We start from the raw sequence: 16,828 nt of genomic DNA on the forward strand, positions 1-16,828 counted from the left end.
CGCCCCGTGTCCGCCCCTTCCGCCGATAGGTCACGCCGTGCCGCTCACGCTATAACCCTACAGATTTTTTGTAAAAATCTTCGGGAAGGGTTGTTTTTGCTGACTTTTAGGCTAAGAAAATTGTACTATTTTTTTTAAAAAAAGTGGGTTAAATATTTGCCCAATTCGTTGATGTTCAGTAAATTAGAGTATTAAATAAAAGAGGCGGCAACTCTATAAACACGGCAGCTTTTTATGAGTACATCTGCAAACGGTGCAGTTAAGACTGCCACCAAACCAACAGCCCAAGCCGTAAAACTGGAAGTAGTACCAGTTCAGCCCAAAACGGAAACACCAAAGCCAAAAGAAACGGCACAGGAAACCCCACCACTGGAAGACAGGCTTTTGAGATTAAACCAACTTTTTGAACTGCAAGGCAAGTACAACAGATTGCAAGCATCTAAGCAGAAACTGGCTGAATTTGATTTGAACAAAGCGGAAAACATTACCCTCTCTTTGAATGATTACCACAACAGAAGTGTATCATTTGAGACGAAGAATAATGAAGTGATTGCCGAAGTCATCGCGTGCCTACGCAAAACCATTGACGACAAAATCAAAGCCATTGAGCCGCTTTTGAAGTGGTAAACCATTGCCCCACGTTCTGTGGGGCATTCTCTCCCTTTTTTCAGAATCAACAGACAGGAAATGACACAGAAGCAAAAAGTGCGTATGCACTGCATGGAATACCTGCAGGCGCTAAACCTTACCCACATTTTTAATGAAACCGAGTTTGAACGCATCTACAGAAATGGCGGCTATTTAGCTAACGCTTTCACATTCGGTTTGACACTTGCAGATTTTTTTATCAGAAACACTAAACCATTTTTTTATGAATCAGGAAATGAAGCAGAAGCGTGAGGAATTAAAGGCTATTTCAAAAGGCTTTCAACTACTCGTTAAAGAGGGTGCAATCGGTTCAGTCAATGAAGGACTAGCAAATTTTTACGCAGAGCAGGGGCATACAACCCTGTACAGCTATAGACAATGGAAAGAACAAGGCTTTCAGGTGCGCAGAGGTGAGAAAGCTTTGCTAATGTGGGGACAGCCCAAGCCAATTAAAAAAGCCGATGCACCACCCAAAAAAGAAGGGGAGCAGGAAGAAGAGTTTTTCCCGCTTGCTTATGTATTCAGCAACTTGCAGGTTGAAGTATCAGCCCACCTTAGCAAGTAGCTTTGAAGTCCTGCCAATTGGCGGGACTTCTTTCTTTTTACTCGCTCCGTTCCCTTCAGTCACTCCGCTCGCAAAAAGAAAGAAGCAAAGAAAAAGTGGCTATTTTAGTAGTCAACAATAGAACTTTATGAATACAATTATTACAATACTTGTTATTTCTATACTGGTATTTTCATTACCAATGTGGTTGCAACTTCTTTCAATTAGGAAAGCAGCAAAAAAGAATCATGAATTAAGCGATAAACAATACTGGGAGCTAAAGTATAAGTATCAATCTTTGATATCATTGTTTGCTGTTATAGTAGCGGCATTTTTTTTTATAGCAGGCGATAGTCTAGAAAAAGTAAGGCTTGCGGTAATAGATCAACTAAGACCAAAGATTGATTCATTACAAGATAAAATAGTGTCGGATTCTTTGAAATTTGCTAGATTAAAAGATGACCTAGAAGCATCTTCTTCTGACTTTAAAAATTCTATTGATTCCTATAACAATAAAGCTGAATCTATTGGTAAAAAATCAAGTTACACGTCTGAGCAATTAGCCTATGTAACTTCTTCTCTTAAAGAAGCTCAAAGTAAAATTGAGAAAATTAATCAGTACACAATTCTTAGAAAAGACATTTATATAGTAAACGATAGTACAACAGGTTTTCGCTATAAAAAAAATGTAATCCCTGCAATTCAAGAAATTCCTGCTCTTAAACTATACTTTAAAGATCTAGTTACTATCAATGGAGACAGACTGCCGGAGTTTAAAGAAGCCCCAACTGTAATGGTTTTCTCAAAGAATCAAAATGTTTTTTCTGTTGAAAAGGTTACCAAAGAATACGTGATTGTGTTACTAATACAAGGTTGGGGCTCAGCTGAAGAAAATGCATATCCAATAATGTATATATCTGGAATATAAATAAAATAGCCACCCCTTTCGGGATGGCCTTTTCTTGGGAGTCCATAACAACGGACATCATAAATTTACAAAATGGGCCGCAGAGCTGACCATCCATTACCACCCGCACTATTTGATTTGAAGTGGGATCCTTCCACAGATCGATATACAATAACTAGAGAAGGCATCACCTACCTGTTAACCTTCACCCACTACAACGATTTGAAGAAATACTTCCGTGAATTTGGAGAACGTGTTAAGGTTGCTGACTGGTACCAAGGCCTAAGCAGAGAAGAAAAAAAGCAAATTAAGCGCATTGGATTACCACAAGAGCCTGATGATTTCATACCCGATCAATCATGGGATGACTGAGCAAGCTTCCTAAACTGCACATCCTTCAAATCAATAAAGTAGGCGCCAAGCTTTCTGTTATATCGCTCAGTCATTGCAGAACTGCTATGCCTGTTCTGCTTCTGTTGCCATTTTATGTCAACATTCCCTTTATTGAGCAGCAAGTATTCAATATTGCCGGTATGCTTTAAAGCATACATGTCCTTATCAATGCCCAATTTGTTTTTTACCGTTTCTCTCCAATATTCAGATGGCTTATTCTTCCTAAGCGGTACCGGTCCAATGGCAAAGCCTTGACCAAACAAAAAATGAGTACCATCCTTGAGTTGCAACATCCTTCGTTTGAGTATTTCCTTCAATGGCGGAACTATCTGCACAAAGTCTGCCTTTGCATTTTTTGTAGTGCTTCTTTTGAATCTGATTGTAGAAGCATTCAGGTCTATGTCCGCAACTCTTAATCTGCTAATCTCAATTGGGCGTGCCCAGGAGTAGTAAATGAATGCACAAAAATCACGGAAGTCCTGCAGCTTTTCATTATCCAAAGCTTCAAAAAGGGTGACCAACTCATTTCCCGTAATCGGTTCAAATCGTTCGTCACTCTTACGCTCTATCGCTTGTGCTTTTTTCAGCCTGGGTACAGAAAGAAAAGGGTTCAGCACAGCCCATTTTTGTTCAATGGCTTGCGCCCAAAACATGGCCATGTAGCTAAGTGAAGCATTCACCGTTTTCTTACTGAACCCGCTATCCATCAGCCATTTCTTGTAAAGCTTAGCTTGGTCCATACCAATGGCTGCCATTGTGAAAAGCTGCCATGATCTACCCTCAATAAATTTTTCAAATCGATTGTAGTGCTCCGTATAGCTTGCGGCCATTGTAATAGATACACCCTCAGACATTAGCGTCTTTAGCTTGAAAAGCTGTGCCAGTATTCTGTGATCAGAATCCTGATGCATACCTGCATGCATGAATGGGTTGAAACCACCATCCAGTTTTTCGCGCATAAACTTCAAAGCTTCTTGAGCATACAACTTACGCTCAGTTAGGTTTTTGATCCGATTCATATCGAATCGTACTTTGAATCTTTTGAAGTCTTCTGTGCCCGGAATTCGGTAGTAATACTCGATGTACCAGCTCTTGCCGGTATAGAGTTTGAGATGCTTAAAATTCAAAAAGGTGACCATGCCACGGATTTTTTGTTGAAAATCTCGTAATAGCAGATCACCTCTTTTGGCTTGGTCGGTTGCCCGACTTTTCGCCCTACTTTTCTTTGAATCGGCTGAAACCTTTACTGGTCTTGCCTTTTCTGTGTACCCGGTACGGGAATCGAACCCGTCTTTCCTCCGTGAAAGGGAGATGTCCTAGCCGATAGACGAACCGGGCGTTCGTTGAATGGGCTGCAAAAATAGGGTCGCCCCCCATTCCCGCCAAAAAATTTTGAAACTTATACCGCCCACAGGTCAAATAATCGTAAAACAAAGCTGTCAGCCCCCAGCATTCCCCCTGAAAACTGTACCTTAGCGGCGCAAATTTTCATTAATCAAAAACGCATCCATGAGCAACGTAAAAGTAGCGATCAATGGTTTCGGCCGTATCGGCCGTCTGGTTTTCCGCCAGATCTTCAACATGCAGGGAATCGATGTAGTAGCCATCAACGATTTAACCAGTCCTAAAGTACTGGCACATTTGCTGAAATATGACAGCGCACAGGGCCGTTTCGGTCAGGAAGTGTCTGCCACCGATAATTCCATCATTGTCAATGGGCATGAAGTAAAAATCTACGCACAGAAAAACCCAGCAGATATTCCCTGGGGTCAGCATGATGTAGATGTGGTACTGGAATGTACTGGCTTCTTCACCGATAAAGACAAAGCTGCTGCTCACCTGACTGCAGGTGCTAAGCGTGTGGTGATCTCAGCGCCTGCAACCGGCGATCTGAAGACCATCGTATTCAATGTAAACCACCAGAACCTAGATGGTAGCGAAACCATCATCAGCTGTGCTTCTTGTACGACCAACTGTCTGGCCCCAATGGCAGATGTGTTGGAAAAGCAGTTCGGCATTGTAAATGGTTTGATGACAACTGTACACGCATACACCAACGACCAAAATACACAGGATGCACCTCACCCTAAGGGTGATCTGCGTCGTGCTCGTGCAGCTGCTCAAAACATTGTGCCTAACAGCACCGGTGCTGCAAAAGCAATCGGTCTGGTTCTGCCAAGCCTGAAAGGCAAACTGGATGGTTCTGCACAGCGTGTACCAACACTTACAGGTTCATTAACTGAACTGACTGTGGTATTGGGTAAGAAAACCACTGCAGAAGAAATCAATGCTGCCATGAAAGCTGCCGCCAATGAGAGCTTCGGTTATACGGAAGATGAAATCGTGAGCAGCGATATCGTGGGCATTACTTATGGTTCATTGTTTGATGCTACACAGACTAAAGTACAGACCGTTGGTGATACCCAGCTGGTACGTACTGTTAGCTGGTACGATAACGAGATGAGCTATGTATCTCAGCTGGTTCGTACGGTGAAGTATTTTGCCGGATTGATCAGTAAGTAATTCGTCTAAGACACTATTTTCATAATCACCGCAAAGGCTGTTGGATATTGTGCGCAGGATTGCCTCGCTACGATGATCTGAATAGACTTTGCGGTTTTTTAATTCAACATGCTATGAGTAAGTTTAGCAACTACGATTTTTCGGGACAAAAAGCATTGATCCGCGTGGATTTCAATGTGCCTCTCGACAAGCAGACACAAGCCATCACAGATGATACGCGTATGCGTGCGGCTGTGCCAACCATTCAGAAGATTTTAGCCGATGGCGGTAGTGTGATTCTGATGAGTCACCTCGGTCGCCCGAAAGAAGGCCCTGAAGCCAAATACTCTTTGAACCACATCGTTGCACACCTTGGCAAATTACTGGGTGGCGCACCGGTGCATTTTGCAGATGATTGCATTGGTCAGCAAGCGATTGATAAAGCGGCTGCATTAAAAGCTGGCGAAGTATTGCTGCTGGAAAACCTGCGTTTCTACAAAGAAGAAGAAAAAGGTGATGCGGCTTTTGCAGAGAAGCTGAGCAAACTGGGCGATGTATATGTGAATGATGCATTTGGTACTGCACACCGTGCACACGCTTCTACTGCAATCATTGCGCAATACTTTGCAGCAGACAAGCGCATGTTTGGTTTGTTGATGGAAGGTGAGGTAGAAAGTGCAGAGCGTGTATTGCACAAAGCAGAAAAGCCTTTCACCGCCATCATTGGTGGTGCCAAAGTGAGTGATAAAATCCTCATCATTGAAAACTTATTGGAGCGTGCAACCGATATCATCATCGGTGGCGGTATGGCGTATACTTTTATGAAAGCACAAGGTGGTACAATTGGTAATTCACTTTGTGAGGAAGATCGGTTAGACACTGCAACTAGTCTGTTACAAAAAGCTGCAGCCAAGGGCGTGAATATTCACCTGCCTTCAGATTCTATTCTGGCCGATAAGTTTGCGGCAGATGCGAATACCTCTACCGCACCTTCCAATGCGGTGCCTGATGGCTGGATGGGTCTGGATATCGGTCCTGCAGCATGCGAACAGTTTGCCAATGTGATCAAACGTTCTAAAACCATTTTGTGGAATGGCCCCATGGGTGTGTTTGAAATGGAGAAATTTCAACATGGTACCAAAGTAATTGCTACTGCTGTGGCTGAAGCAACGCAGGGTGGTGCATTCTCGTTGGTAGGCGGTGGCGATAGTGTGGCTGCCGTAAACCAGTTTGGCTTTACCGATAAAGTCAGCTATGTAAGCACAGGCGGTGGCGCCATGCTGGAATATTTTGAAGGAAAAGTATTACCCGGTATTGCTGCGGTAAAGGGTTGATAACAAGCTTTTAACAAGAGACAAAATGCCACTTTGAAAGAAGTGGCATTTTTATTGTAATCTTTTCATGCATCCAAATACAAACAAGTAACTTAGTTAAAACACAATCATATCATGAGCACTCGTAACATTGTTTTGATCGTCATTGCCGTTCTGGTTCTTTTTGTAGGATTCAGCGGTTGTAATGGTTATAACGGATTGGTAAAGCAGGATGAAGTAGTCAATAACGCCTGGGCAAACGTACAGAGCGATTACCAGCGTCGTGCAGACCTGATTCCTAATTTGGTGAATACCGTAAAAGGCGAAGCCAATTTTGAACAAACCACTTTGCAGAATGTGATTGCTGCCCGTGCCAGCGCTACACAGATTAAAGTAGATGCCAAGGATCTGACACCGGAGAAATTACAGGAGTTCCAGGCTGCACAAGGCCAGTTAAGCCAGGCTTTGGGTCGTTTGTTGATGGTAACTGAAAACTATCCTAACCTTCGTGCGAATGAAGCATTCCGCGGTCTGCAGGCTCAACTGGAAGGCACAGAAAACCGTATCAAGGTTTCTCGTAACGATTTCAACGCTGCGGTGAAAGACTATAATGTAAAAGTGCGTTCATTCCCAATGAACCTCTTTGCAGGCATGTTTGGTTTCAAAACCAAAGAAGCGTTTAAAGCTGAAGCTGGTGCTGAAAAAGCCCCTGAAGTGAAATTCTAATATTGACAGATCTATGTTTTCACTCTTCCCACGCACTTCTAACCGCTTCCTCACTGCCGATGAGCAGGAACAGGTGGTGGCTGCTGTTCGCGAAGCTGAACAACGCACCAGCGGAGAAGTGCGTGTGTATATAGAAAGCAAATGCAGTTATGTGGATCCACTGCATCGCGCCATTGAATTGTTTCATGGCTTACAAATGGAGCGTACCAAAGAAAAAAATGGTGTGCTCGTGTATGTAGCGGTGAAAGACAGACAGGTGGCTGTCTTTGGCGATAGTGGTATTCACGAACGTGTGGGCGAAGCTTTCTGGCAGAGTGAAGTACAGAAAATGTTGCAGCATTTCCGGAACAAGGATTATGCAAGCGGATTGGCTGCCGTGGTAAATGATATCGGTGAAGTACTGCATCAGCATTTTCCGTACGACGGAGCAACAGATAAAAACGAATTACCAGACGATATCGTCTTTGGTGCTTAATCCATGAAAAAGTTACTGTTCATTTTTTCGCTGCTGACAGTTCAGCTCCTGTCTGCGCAGAATATTCTGCCCAAGCCCAATCCACCAAAACTGGTGAACGATGCGGCTGGTGTGCTCTCCAAAGAGCAGGTGGAAATTCTGGAGCAGAAACTGGTGGCTTTGGACGATAGTACTTCAAACCAGATCGCTGTTGTCTTGATTCGCTCATTGGAAGATTATCCTATTGAAGAATATGCCAACAAGCTGTTCCGCGAATGGGGTATCGGCAATAAGAAAACCAATAACGGTGTACTGCTCATCGCAGCCATTGATGATCGCAAAGTGCGTATTGAAGTTGGTTATGGCTTAGAAGGTGCTATTCCTGATATCGTTGCCAATAATATCATTCGCTATGAATTAGGTCCGTCTTTCAAAGAGGGTAATTATTATCGTGGTATTGATCGTGCTACTGATGCACTTGCGAAAGCTGCAGTTGGAGAGTATAAAGTAAAACGCAACAAGATTAAGGGTGAGGAAGAAGGTGGCGGTATGTTTATTTTCATCATTATTCTCATTATTATCCTCGTGATTGTAGCCAGTATCCGTAAAGGTGGTGGCGGTGGTGGAATGATTAGCCGCAGAGGTTATGGCGACATTGCTGAAGCGATCTTCTGGTCTTCTGTACTCGGTGGCGGACGCCGCGGAGGTGGCGGTGGAGGCTGGGGCGGAGGCGGCTTCGGTGGTGGTGGATTTGGCGGATTTGGTGGCGGCAGCAGCGGAGGTGGTGGTGCTTCCGGTGGATGGTAAGGAGTTAATGAAATGAATCGATATAAAAAGCCCCTGCAACAATGCAGGGGCTTTTCTTTGTAAGCTATTGAGTAGGCTTATTGGCCCATCTTGCTCTTGATATACTCTGCGAGATCATTCGCACCTGCAGCTTTTTTCGCATTCATCAATCCGGTAAGGATATTGTTGAAGTAGGCGTTGGTTTGTGCACGGAAAGATTCAGGGATGCTTTCTTTAAAGCCAACAATCAGGTCAACACCCTTCTTGAATTTGGCTGTATCATTCACTTTCGCAAGGAACTGTGCAAAAGAAGCTGTCTGCTGGAATTTTTCCTGGCTCATACCCATATTCTCATAACCTGCAGCAATAGACTCAAATGCTGATTCATCGCCAGACTTGATACTGATATCTGTAATAGCTGAAGCCAATCGGCCTTTGGCAGGAGATTTGCCTAATTGCTTAGCTAAAGTTACTGCGGCAGCACTATCTACATCCATTAATGCAACCAAGCCTGCGCCGGCTACTGAGTAAGAAGAATCCTGCGCGGCTTTCTTAAACATATCAGCGTAAGCTGGGTTCTTTAATTTGGCCAATGCATCAATAGCCTGTGCACGTACAATGCGCTGAGGATCTTGTAGCGCGATTTTCTCTAAAACAGCTACTGCGCTTGCATCGGGCTTGCCCATGCCCAGACTGGTGATGGCACGCAAACGAATGCGGAAGTAAGGATCTTTCAGTCCTTCATTTACAATAAATGCTAGTGCTTCAGGCTTGCTCAGGTTCTTAGCTGCTGCATCCAGTGCTTCTCTTCTGTCCAGATATTTTCCGGTGTTTCTGAATGCGTGTAAGTGTTCTTGTAGAGACTTATTGTCTTTTCGCTCTGCCAGCAATACACGGTCACCGTCAAATTGAATCAAATCAGGCTTGGTATTGGCGTTGATATAGAATGTATCTTCTTTACTATCAACCCAAACTTGGTGACGCTCACGCTTATTGCCATAATACACATCAATGCTTGTTGGCAGTGTATATACTTTATTTGCTTGTGTTTGCTTTACAACCACCAATGCCTGCTTATTGTCAGCATTGTAGCTATACTTGATATCCAGTTTGGGATGTCCGTTGCTGAAATACCATTGGTTAAAGAACCAGTTGAGGTCCTTACCGGTAGTTTCTTCAAATGCCAGACGTAACTGATGTGCTTCGCCAGTTTTGAATTTATTAGTGGTGAGGTAGTTATTCAGTGATTTGAAAAATGCATCATCGCCAACAAAATTGCGCAGCATATGTAAGATGCGACCGCCTTTATTGTAGCTCACTGCATCAAACATGTCTTCCTTATCAGCATAATGGAAGCGTACCAGGTGTTTGTCTTCGCTACCGCTTTGGATATAGCCGTTCATGTCGCGCATATTGATGAAGTTGCCCTCATCCTTGCCATGCTTGTATTCTGCCCAGATTACTTCGCTATAGTTAGCAAAGCTTTCATTCACTGTCAGGTTACTCCAGCTTTCTGTAGTAACTAAGTCGCCAAACCATTGGTGAAACAATTCATGCGCAATGGTTTCTTCCCAGCTATTGCCATCGAGTAATTCGCGTGCATCTTGTTGTGCGCCTGCACCGTGTAAAGTAGCAGTGGTATTTTCCATCGCACCACTTACATAGTCAACGCCGGTAATCTGTGCATACTTAGCCCATGGATATTCCACGCCTAATTTGTCAGAGAAGAGCTTCATCATTTCTGGTGTATAACCAAAAATTTTGCGTGCTACTTTCTCGTATGGCTTTTCTACATAGTAGCTCACTTCTTTGCCTTTGTAGCTGTCTTTCACAACTGCATAATCACCTACGCCAATAAAAAACAAGTAGGGTGCATGCGGCTGATCCATTTTCCAATAATCAGTACGTGTGCCGTTACCGTTCTGCTTTTGAGAAATCAGTAAACCATTCGAAAGGGTTACATATTTCGCAGGTACAGTGAGGTAGAATTCCTGTGTGGTTTTTTGATTGGGTTTGTCGATGGTAGGTACCCAAACACTGGTGGCTTCTGTTTCGCCCTGTGTCCAGATTTGTGTTGGTTTATCTTTCTCAGTGCCCTTAGGGTTGATAAAATACATACCCTTGGCATCTGTAATAGCTGCACTGCCTTTTGCCTTGTATTCATTTGGCTTAGCAGTGTATTCAATATAGACTGTGTAAGACTCAGCTCTGGTATATGTTTTATTCAGGTTGATGTGTATTACATCGTTCTTGTACGTATACTTCAGTGGCTGATTGTTGTTATTGCTAACTATGGCCACTGAATGAATATCCATGCCTTTAGCATCCAGATGCAGACTATCTGTTGCATAGAAATGTGGTCTCAGTGTAAGCCAAACCTTGCCTTTGAGTTGACTCTTGTCGTAATCAAAACCAGCTTGCAGTTTGGTGTGTACCAGATCATTGGTTTTTTCTGGTGTAGCACGATACACCGATTTCCAGGATTCATCCGGTGTTGTGTTTTGAGCCTGTGCGGCCAGCAGGGAAAATAATCCGAGCGCTAATAGCGTTTTCTTCATAATGCGAAAGAATGGTTAAGTCGTAAAGATAGTTGCTATCGCAGCGGGTGATGTTATAATTTTACTAAAGACCTTATGAAAACGCCTATCGGCAAATATGCTTGTTTACTGGTGTGCACGCTGATGCTGACTTTGGGAGCAATAGCGCAGACCAAGCATTTTCTTTTTTTACAGGCAGCCAATAACAAACCTTTTACGGTGTCTGTGGATGATCGTGATTTTAATTCTTCGCAACATGGTTATGCGGCAGTGTCTCAATTGGGTTGGGGCAGGTATTTGATGGAGATTCGTTTTTTGGAGAAGGGTAAGAACATGCCTATTCGTTTTGTGGTTGAAGTAAAGGATACTGATCTGGGGTTTGAATTGATAGAAGCTGGTCAGGGTAATTGGATACTCAAAGATTTGGTGAGTGGTAAAACCATTGATGCAGACAAAGCTTCCATGGGTAATGGAGAGCTGGAGCAGCCCTTCGGACAGTTATTGCCAGCTCTGGTGCAGGATAAAGCACCTGTAATGACAAAGCCTGCAGACAGTAGTATATTGGTTGTACAGCCTATAACAGCACCCGCTTTGCCGGGAAAGATTTCTCGTACCTATACACTCAGTACACAAAAGGGCTTGGATTTAGTATTTGTAGATAAGACTGGTGACAAGGTAGATACCATTGTGGTGCATATTCCTGAGAATGAAGTGGTTCTTGGTTCAGGAAAGCCGGTAGGAACTGCACAAACCCAATTGCTTGCAGATCAGCGCGACAGGCATAGCTTTGCAAGCCGCAGTCAGTCTACTGCTGCAATTATACCCAGCCGATGGCCAGATATTTCATTGAAGTAAGTTATTTGGGAAACCGTTACAGCGGATTTCAGGTACAGGATGATGTGGCTACCATACAAAGTGCGGTGGAGCAGGCTTTGCGCACTTTTTACCGGGTAGATATTCCTTTAACCGGTTCATCCAGAACAGATGCGGGGGTGCATGCTTACGGTAATTTCTTTCATTTTGATACGGATCTTGACTTACAGGGCAAAGCGGTGTATAACCTCAATGCCTTGCTACCCCATGATATTAGCGTGAAAGCTATTTATGCGGTACAACCTGATGCGCATGCCCGTTTTGATGCAGTAGCCAGAGCGTATAAGTACTTCATTTACAATCAGAAAAATCCGTTTTTGCACGAGCGGGCATACTATTATCCCTATCCTGTTCAATTAGCAAATTTGCAGGCTTGTGCTGCTGTTTTGCCGGAGTACCGTGATTTTGAGGCTTTTTCCAAGCGCAATACCCAGGTGAACACCTATCAGTGCAACATAGCATCAGCGGCTTGGGTGGCAACGGAACATGGCTATTGTTTTGAAGTAAAAGCAAATCGCTTTCTGCGGGGCATGGTAAGGGGCTTGGTAGGAACGATGTTAAGGGTACAAAAAACAGCAGATCCGGTAGCAGCTTTCAGAACTGTTATTGAAAGCGGCGATTGTACGCAGGCCGACTTTGCAGTGCCTGGCCATGGATTATATTTAATGCAAGTGTTTTATCCTGATGGATTATTACAAGAAATCGTGTGATGCATATATGATGCATTGCATGATATCATTTCTGCGCAATTTGCGCAGCAATTTTTTTATTGTGCTGAAATGCTTGCTGGCAAAGGTTTTCAGCAGATCGCGAAAAACTTTTTTCAAAAAATATTTGGAAGGAAAGTGTTCACGCTTATCTTTGCGGCCCGCTTTTGAAATACAACGGTAATCAAAAGCAAGTTCTTTGAGCGGTGTGTGAGTGAAAAAGAAAAAAGTGAGAAAAATTTGAAATAAAATTTGCCAGTAAAAATCACCGCCTTATCTTTGCCGTCCGCTTGAAAAAAAGCGACAGTTCTTAGAAACATCGAAGCCAAATAATTTGAAAAAAAACTCAAATAAATTTTGGTGGAAATAAAAAAGGCTCCTACTTTTGCAACCCCAATCAAAAATGGGGCGGCAAAAAAGCCGAAAAGATCTTTGAAAGTTTGGAAGCAACAAGCACTCCTGCGAAAGCAGGATGTAAGGTTAAACGAACGTAACAACATTAAATCCGACGTTAATTTTATTTGAAGTTAATAGTCAGATCAACTCATTTACAATGGAGAGTTTGATCCTGGCTCAGGATGAACGCTAGCGGCAGGCTTAATACATGCAAGTCGTGGGGCAGCATGATGTAGCAATACATTGATGGCGACCGGCAAACGGGTGCGGAACACGTACACAACCTTCCTTTTAGTGGGGAATAGCCCAGAGAAATTTGGATTAATACCCCATAACATATAGAGATGGCATCATCTTAATATTAAAGCTTCGGCGCTAGAAGATGGGTGTGCGGCTGATTAGGTAGTTGGCGGGGTAACGGCCCACCAAGCCTACGATCAGTAGCTGATGTGAGAGCATGATCAGCCACACGGGCACTGAGACACGGGCCCGACTCCTACGGGAGGCAGCAGTAAGGAATATTGGACAATGGACGAAAGTCTGATCCAGCCATGCCGCGTGAAGGATTAAGGTCCTCTGGATTGTAAACTTCTTTTATTTGGGACGAAAAAAGATCATTCTTGATCACTTGACGGTACCAGATGAATAAGCACCGGCTAACTCCGTGCCAGCAGCCGCGGTAATACGGAGGGTGCAAGCGTTATCCGGATTCACTGGGTTTAAAGGGTGCGTAGGCGGGTTTGTAAGTCAGTGGTGAAATCCTGGAGCTTAACTCCAGAACTGCCATTGATACTATAAGTCTTGAATATTGCGGAGGTAAGCGGAATATGTCATGTAGCGGTGAAATGCTTAGATATGACATAGAACACCCATTGCGAAGGCAGCTTACTACACATATATTGACGCTGAGGCACGAAAGCGTGGGGATCAAACAGGATTAGATACCCTGGTAGTCCACGCCCTAAACTATGGATACTCGACATACGCGATACACTGTGTGTGTCTGAGCGAAAGCATTAAGTATCCCACCTGGGAAGTACGACCGCAAGGTTGAAACTCAAAGGAATTGGCGGGGGTCCGCACAAGCGGTGGAGCATGTGGTTTAATTCGATGATACGCGAGGAACCTTACCTGGGCTAGAATGCTGGGAGACCGTGGGTGAAAGCTCACTTTGTAGCAATACACTGCCAGTAAGGTGCTGCATGGCTGTCGTCAGCTCGTGCCGTGAGGTGTTGGGTTAAGTCCCGCAACGAGCGCAACCCCTATCAGTAGTTGCCAACAGGTAATGCTGGGAACTCTACTGAAACTGCCGTCGTAAGACGCGAGGAAGGAGGGGATGATGTCAAGTCATCATGGCCTTTATGCCCAGGGCTACACACGTGCTACAATGGTCAGGACAAAGGGCTGCAACATAGCGATATGAAGCCAATCCCAAAAACCTGATCTCAGTTCAGATCGCAGTCTGCAACTCGACTGCGTGAAGCTGGAATCGCTAGTAATCGTATATCAGCAATGATACGGTGAATACGTTCCCGGACCTTGCACACACCGCCCGTCAAGCCATGGGAGTCGGGTGTACCTAAAGTCGGTAACCGAAAGGAGCTGCCTAGGGTAAAATCGATGACTGGGGCTAAGTCGTAACAAGGTAGCCGTACCGGAAGGTGCGGCTGGAATACCTCCTTTTAGAGTACGCGTTTAACCGCGTTGCTTCCAAATCTTTCAATTTTTGTTCTTTGTCAGATTTTATTTGACCCGTTCAGACCCGTAGCTCAGTTGGTTAGAGCGCTACACTGATAATGTAGAGGTCACCAGTTCAACTCTGGTCGGGTCTACTTAAAACGACAGCCGGGGGATTAGCTCAGCTGGCTAGAGCACTAGCTTTGCAAGCTAGGGGTCATCGGTTCGACTCCGATATCCTCCACTTTAGTTCTTTACATAAGATGTTGGCTTCAGGCTGCAGATTCATTATCTGAACATCTTCTTTTCATCCGCTATAATTACAGCAATGTAATTGGATGATCAAGATCTTTGACATATTGGGAAAAGCGATCTCATCAAGAGTATCAAAATCAATAGTGGTGGTAACATCACTACAATTTCAAATTTTTTAAAGCAACTAAGGGCACATGGCGGATGCCTAGGGTCTGAGAGGCGATGAAGGACGTGGTAAGCTGCGATAAGCTAAGGGGAGCTGCACACAAGCGTTATATCCTTAGATTTCCGAATGGGACAACCTAACATACTGAAGGTATGTTACTCGAAAGAGAGCCAACCCCGAGAACTGAAACATCTAAGTACCGGGAGGAAAAGAAAATAACAATGATTCCCTGAGTAGTGGCGAGCGAAAAGGGAAGAGCCTAAACCGAATCGGCGTGCCGATTCGGGGTTGTAGGACTGCATTTAGAAGTGATCATCAAACTGAACCCTCTGGAAAGTGGGGCCATAGCAGGTGATAGCCCTGTAAGTACAAATTGATCAGGACGAGCAGTATCCTGAGTAAGGCGGGACCGGAGGAATCCTGCCCGAATCCACCAGCACCATCTGGTAAGGCTAAATACTCCTCAGACACCGATAGTGAACCAGTACCGTAAGGGAAAGGTGAAAAGCACCCTGAACAAGGGAGTGAAATAGTACCTGAAACCGTGTGCCTACAAGCGGTCGGAGCAGCGCAAGCTGTGACGGCGTGCCTTTTGCATAATGAACCTACGAGTTGCTCCTAACTGGCGAGGTTAAGTTCTTATTTAACGGAGCCGAAGCGAAAGCGAGTCCAAATAGGGCGGTTAGTCAGTTGGGGCAGACGCGAAACTTTGTGATCTATCCATGGGCAGGTTGAAGGTGTGGTAACACACACTGGAGGACCGAACCCGTTGACGTTGAAAAGTCTTGGGATGACCTGTGGATAGGGGTGAAAGGCCAATCAAACTGAGAGATAGCTCGTTCTCCCCGAAATGTTTTTAGGAACAGCCTCGGATTCTGAAGTATGTTAGAGGTAGAGCTACTGATTGGGCTAGGGGGCTTCACCGCCTACCAAACCCTGACAAACTCCGAATGCTAACATATATCTCCGGGAGTGAGGCTGCGGGCGCTAAGGTCCGTGGCCGAGAGGGAAATAACCCAGATTAGCAACTAAGGTCCCTAATACGTAGTTAAGTTGAACAAACGAGGTGGGGCTTCTATAACAGCCAGGATGTTTGCTTGGAAGCAGCAATTCATTTAAAGAGTGCGTAACAGCTCACTGGTCGAGAGGCCCTGCACGGAAAATGATCGGGCATCAAACTACGAACCGAAGTTCTAAATTCTAGCTTGCTAGAGTGGTAGGGGAGCATTGAAATCTGCATCGAAGGTGTACGGCGACGTATGCTGGAGCGATTTCAAAAGAAAATGTAGGTATAAGTAACGATAAATGGAGTGAAAAACTCCATCGCCGTAAGTCTAAGGTTTCCTGATCAACGTTAATCGGATCAGGGTTAGTCCGGTACTTAGGCAAACCCGAAAGGGGTAGCTGATGTCAAGCAGGTTAATATTCCTGCACCTGCTATACAATGAAAGTGACGCAGAGACGTGGTGGTTGCGTACTGACGGAATAGTGCGCTGAGTGGAGTCTTCGGACGAAGCGAAACCATAAAATCTCTGCCAAGAAAAGCGAGTATAGCAGCCGGTACCGCAAACCGACACAGGTAGACGGGATGAATATTCTAAGGCGCTCGGGTGAGCCGTGGAGAAGGAACTAGGCAAATTGTGGCTGTAACTTCGGGATAAAGCCAACCACCTTCTGGGTGGTCTCAGTAAAATGGTTCAACCAACTGTTTAACAAAAACACAGGGCCCTGCAAAATCGTAAGATGACGTATAGAGCCTGAAACCTGCCCGGTGCTGGAAGGTTAAGGAAGGGTGTTCGACGCAAGTCAAAGCTCCTGACTGAAGCCCCAGTAAACGGCGGCCGTAACTATAACGGTCCTAAGGTAGCGAAATTCCTTGTCGGGTAAGTTCCGACCTGCACGAATGGTCTAATGAGTTGAACACTGTCTCCTCCACGAGCCCGG

General features: G+C 44.6%; 14 protein-coding genes, 3 tRNA genes and 2 rRNA genes. 16 read left to right on the top strand and 3 right to left on the bottom strand.

Annotation, left to right across the window (positions count from 1 at the left end; all coding sequences use genetic code 11):
- Window positions 1–234: 234 nt before the first annotated feature.
- From J0L83_14735 to J0L83_14755, 5 genes are all read left to right on the top strand, one after another.
- Window positions 235–627 carry a hypothetical protein gene (locus J0L83_14735; protein ID MBN8665835.1) on the top strand — a complete coding sequence of 131 codons (393 nt, stop codon included), beginning with the start codon at window positions 235–237 and terminating at the stop codon, window positions 625–627.
- Between the two features lie 60 nt (window positions 628–687).
- Complete coding sequence (locus tag J0L83_14740; protein MBN8665836.1) at window positions 688–900, top strand: hypothetical protein; 213 nt, start codon at window positions 688–690, stop codon at window positions 898–900.
- Window positions 872–1,213 carry a hypothetical protein gene (locus J0L83_14745; protein ID MBN8665837.1) on the top strand — a complete coding sequence of 114 codons (342 nt, stop codon included), beginning with the start codon at window positions 872–874 and terminating at the stop codon, window positions 1,211–1,213. Before J0L83_14740 ends, J0L83_14745 begins: the two co-directional genes overlap by 29 nt.
- A 127-nt stretch (window positions 1,214–1,340) precedes the next feature.
- Window positions 1,341–2,120: a hypothetical protein gene (locus J0L83_14750; GenBank protein ID MBN8665838.1), complete on the top strand. Its 780-nt coding sequence runs from the start codon at window positions 1,341–1,343 to the stop codon at window positions 2,118–2,120.
- Between the two features lie 72 nt (window positions 2,121–2,192).
- Window positions 2,193–2,471: a hypothetical protein gene (locus J0L83_14755; GenBank protein ID MBN8665839.1), complete on the top strand. Its 279-nt coding sequence runs from the start codon at window positions 2,193–2,195 to the stop codon at window positions 2,469–2,471.
- Here J0L83_14755 and J0L83_14760 read toward each other — a convergent pair.
- Together J0L83_14760 and J0L83_14765 are read right to left on the bottom strand one after the other, a co-directional pair.
- A complete protein-coding gene (locus J0L83_14760) occupies window positions 2,453–3,631 on the bottom strand; it encodes a tyrosine-type recombinase/integrase (protein MBN8665840.1) in 1,179 nt (392 codons plus the stop codon). The two genes, J0L83_14755 and J0L83_14760, sit on opposite strands and share 19 nt — an antisense overlap.
- A gap of 127 nt (window positions 3,632–3,758) precedes the next feature.
- Window positions 3,759–3,830, bottom strand: a tRNA-Glu gene (locus J0L83_14765).
- 171 nt (window positions 3,831–4,001) lie between these two features.
- On the opposite strand from J0L83_14765, the gene gap reads away from it, so the two are divergent.
- From gap to J0L83_14790, 5 genes are all read left to right on the top strand, one after another.
- Complete coding sequence (gene gap, locus J0L83_14770; GenBank protein MBN8665841.1) at window positions 4,002–5,015, top strand: type I glyceraldehyde-3-phosphate dehydrogenase; 1,014 nt, start codon at window positions 4,002–4,004, stop codon at window positions 5,013–5,015.
- A gap of 113 nt (window positions 5,016–5,128) precedes the next feature.
- Window positions 5,129–6,328: a phosphoglycerate kinase gene (locus tag J0L83_14775; protein MBN8665842.1), complete on the top strand. Its 1,200-nt coding sequence runs from the start codon at window positions 5,129–5,131 to the stop codon at window positions 6,326–6,328.
- 114 nt (window positions 6,329–6,442) lie between these two features.
- A complete protein-coding gene (locus J0L83_14780) occupies window positions 6,443–7,033 on the top strand; it encodes a LemA family protein (protein ID MBN8665843.1) in 591 nt (196 codons plus the stop codon).
- A gap of 13 nt (window positions 7,034–7,046) precedes the next feature.
- A complete protein-coding gene (locus J0L83_14785; GenBank protein ID MBN8665844.1) occupies window positions 7,047–7,508 on the top strand; it encodes a TPM domain-containing protein in 462 nt (153 codons plus the stop codon).
- A 3-nt stretch (window positions 7,509–7,511) separates the two neighbouring features.
- Window positions 7,512–8,294, top strand: coding sequence for a TPM domain-containing protein (locus J0L83_14790; GenBank protein ID MBN8665845.1), 783 nt, complete (start codon window positions 7,512–7,514; stop codon window positions 8,292–8,294).
- A 77-nt stretch (window positions 8,295–8,371) separates the two neighbouring features.
- Here J0L83_14790 and J0L83_14795 read toward each other — a convergent pair whose 3' ends face one another.
- Window positions 8,372–10,831, bottom strand: coding sequence for a M1 family metallopeptidase (locus tag J0L83_14795; protein MBN8665846.1), 2,460 nt, complete (start codon window positions 10,829–10,831; stop codon window positions 8,372–8,374).
- Window positions 10,832–10,906: 75 nt separating this feature from the next.
- Here J0L83_14795 and J0L83_14800 point away from each other — a divergent pair, with 75 nt between their 5' ends.
- From J0L83_14800 to J0L83_14825, 6 genes are all read left to right on the top strand, one after another.
- Window positions 10,907–11,665, top strand: a complete 759-nt coding sequence (locus tag J0L83_14800) for a hypothetical protein (protein ID MBN8665847.1) — start codon at window positions 10,907–10,909, stop codon at window positions 11,663–11,665.
- Window positions 11,641–12,393, top strand: a complete 753-nt coding sequence (truA, locus tag J0L83_14805; protein MBN8665848.1) for a tRNA pseudouridine(38-40) synthase TruA — start codon at window positions 11,641–11,643, stop codon at window positions 12,391–12,393. Before J0L83_14800 ends, truA begins: the two co-directional genes overlap by 25 nt.
- A 547-nt stretch (window positions 12,394–12,940) precedes the next feature.
- Window positions 12,941–14,469, top strand: a 16S ribosomal RNA gene (locus J0L83_14810).
- A 75-nt stretch (window positions 14,470–14,544) separates the two neighbouring features.
- Window positions 14,545–14,618, top strand: a tRNA-Ile gene (locus J0L83_14815).
- 15 nt (window positions 14,619–14,633) lie between these two features.
- Window positions 14,634–14,707, top strand: a tRNA-Ala gene (locus tag J0L83_14820).
- Window positions 14,708–14,892: 185 nt separating this feature from the next.
- Window positions 14,893–16,828 (top strand): 23S ribosomal RNA (locus J0L83_14825); the annotation flags it as partial.

The organism is Chitinophagales bacterium (assembly GCA_017303835.1).
GTDB lineage: Bacteria > Bacteroidota > Bacteroidia > Chitinophagales > Chitinophagaceae > JAFLBI01.

Excerpts from the sequence above, each read along its gene's own strand:
- J0L83_14780 (MBN8665843.1), top strand. The coding sequence starts at position 6,443 with ATGAGCACTCGTAACATTGTTTTGATCGTCATTGCCGTTCTGGTTCTT.
- gap (MBN8665841.1), top strand. The coding sequence starts at position 4,002 with ATGAGCAACGTAAAAGTAGCGATCAATGGTTTCGGCCGTATCGGCCGT.
- J0L83_14795 (MBN8665846.1), bottom strand. The coding sequence starts at position 10,831 with ATGAAGAAAACGCTATTAGCGCTCGGATTATTTTCCCTGCTGGCCGCA.
- J0L83_14750 (MBN8665838.1), top strand. The coding sequence starts at position 1,341 with ATGAATACAATTATTACAATACTTGTTATTTCTATACTGGTATTTTCA.
- J0L83_14735 (MBN8665835.1), top strand. The coding sequence starts at position 235 with ATGAGTACATCTGCAAACGGTGCAGTTAAGACTGCCACCAAACCAACA.
- J0L83_14785 (MBN8665844.1), top strand. The coding sequence starts at position 7,047 with ATGTTTTCACTCTTCCCACGCACTTCTAACCGCTTCCTCACTGCCGAT.
- J0L83_14745 (MBN8665837.1), top strand. The coding sequence starts at position 872 with ATGAATCAGGAAATGAAGCAGAAGCGTGAGGAATTAAAGGCTATTTCA.
- J0L83_14775 (MBN8665842.1), top strand. The coding sequence starts at position 5,129 with ATGAGTAAGTTTAGCAACTACGATTTTTCGGGACAAAAAGCATTGATC.
- J0L83_14760 (MBN8665840.1), bottom strand. The coding sequence starts at position 3,631 with ATGGTCACCTTTTTGAATTTTAAGCATCTCAAACTCTATACCGGCAAG.
- J0L83_14790 (MBN8665845.1), top strand. The coding sequence starts at position 7,512 with ATGAAAAAGTTACTGTTCATTTTTTCGCTGCTGACAGTTCAGCTCCTG.
- J0L83_14755 (MBN8665839.1), top strand. The coding sequence starts at position 2,193 with ATGGGCCGCAGAGCTGACCATCCATTACCACCCGCACTATTTGATTTG.
- J0L83_14800 (MBN8665847.1), top strand. The coding sequence starts at position 10,907 with ATGAAAACGCCTATCGGCAAATATGCTTGTTTACTGGTGTGCACGCTG.
- truA (MBN8665848.1), top strand. The coding sequence starts at position 11,641 with ATGGCCAGATATTTCATTGAAGTAAGTTATTTGGGAAACCGTTACAGC.
- J0L83_14740 (MBN8665836.1), top strand. The coding sequence starts at position 688 with ATGACACAGAAGCAAAAAGTGCGTATGCACTGCATGGAATACCTGCAG.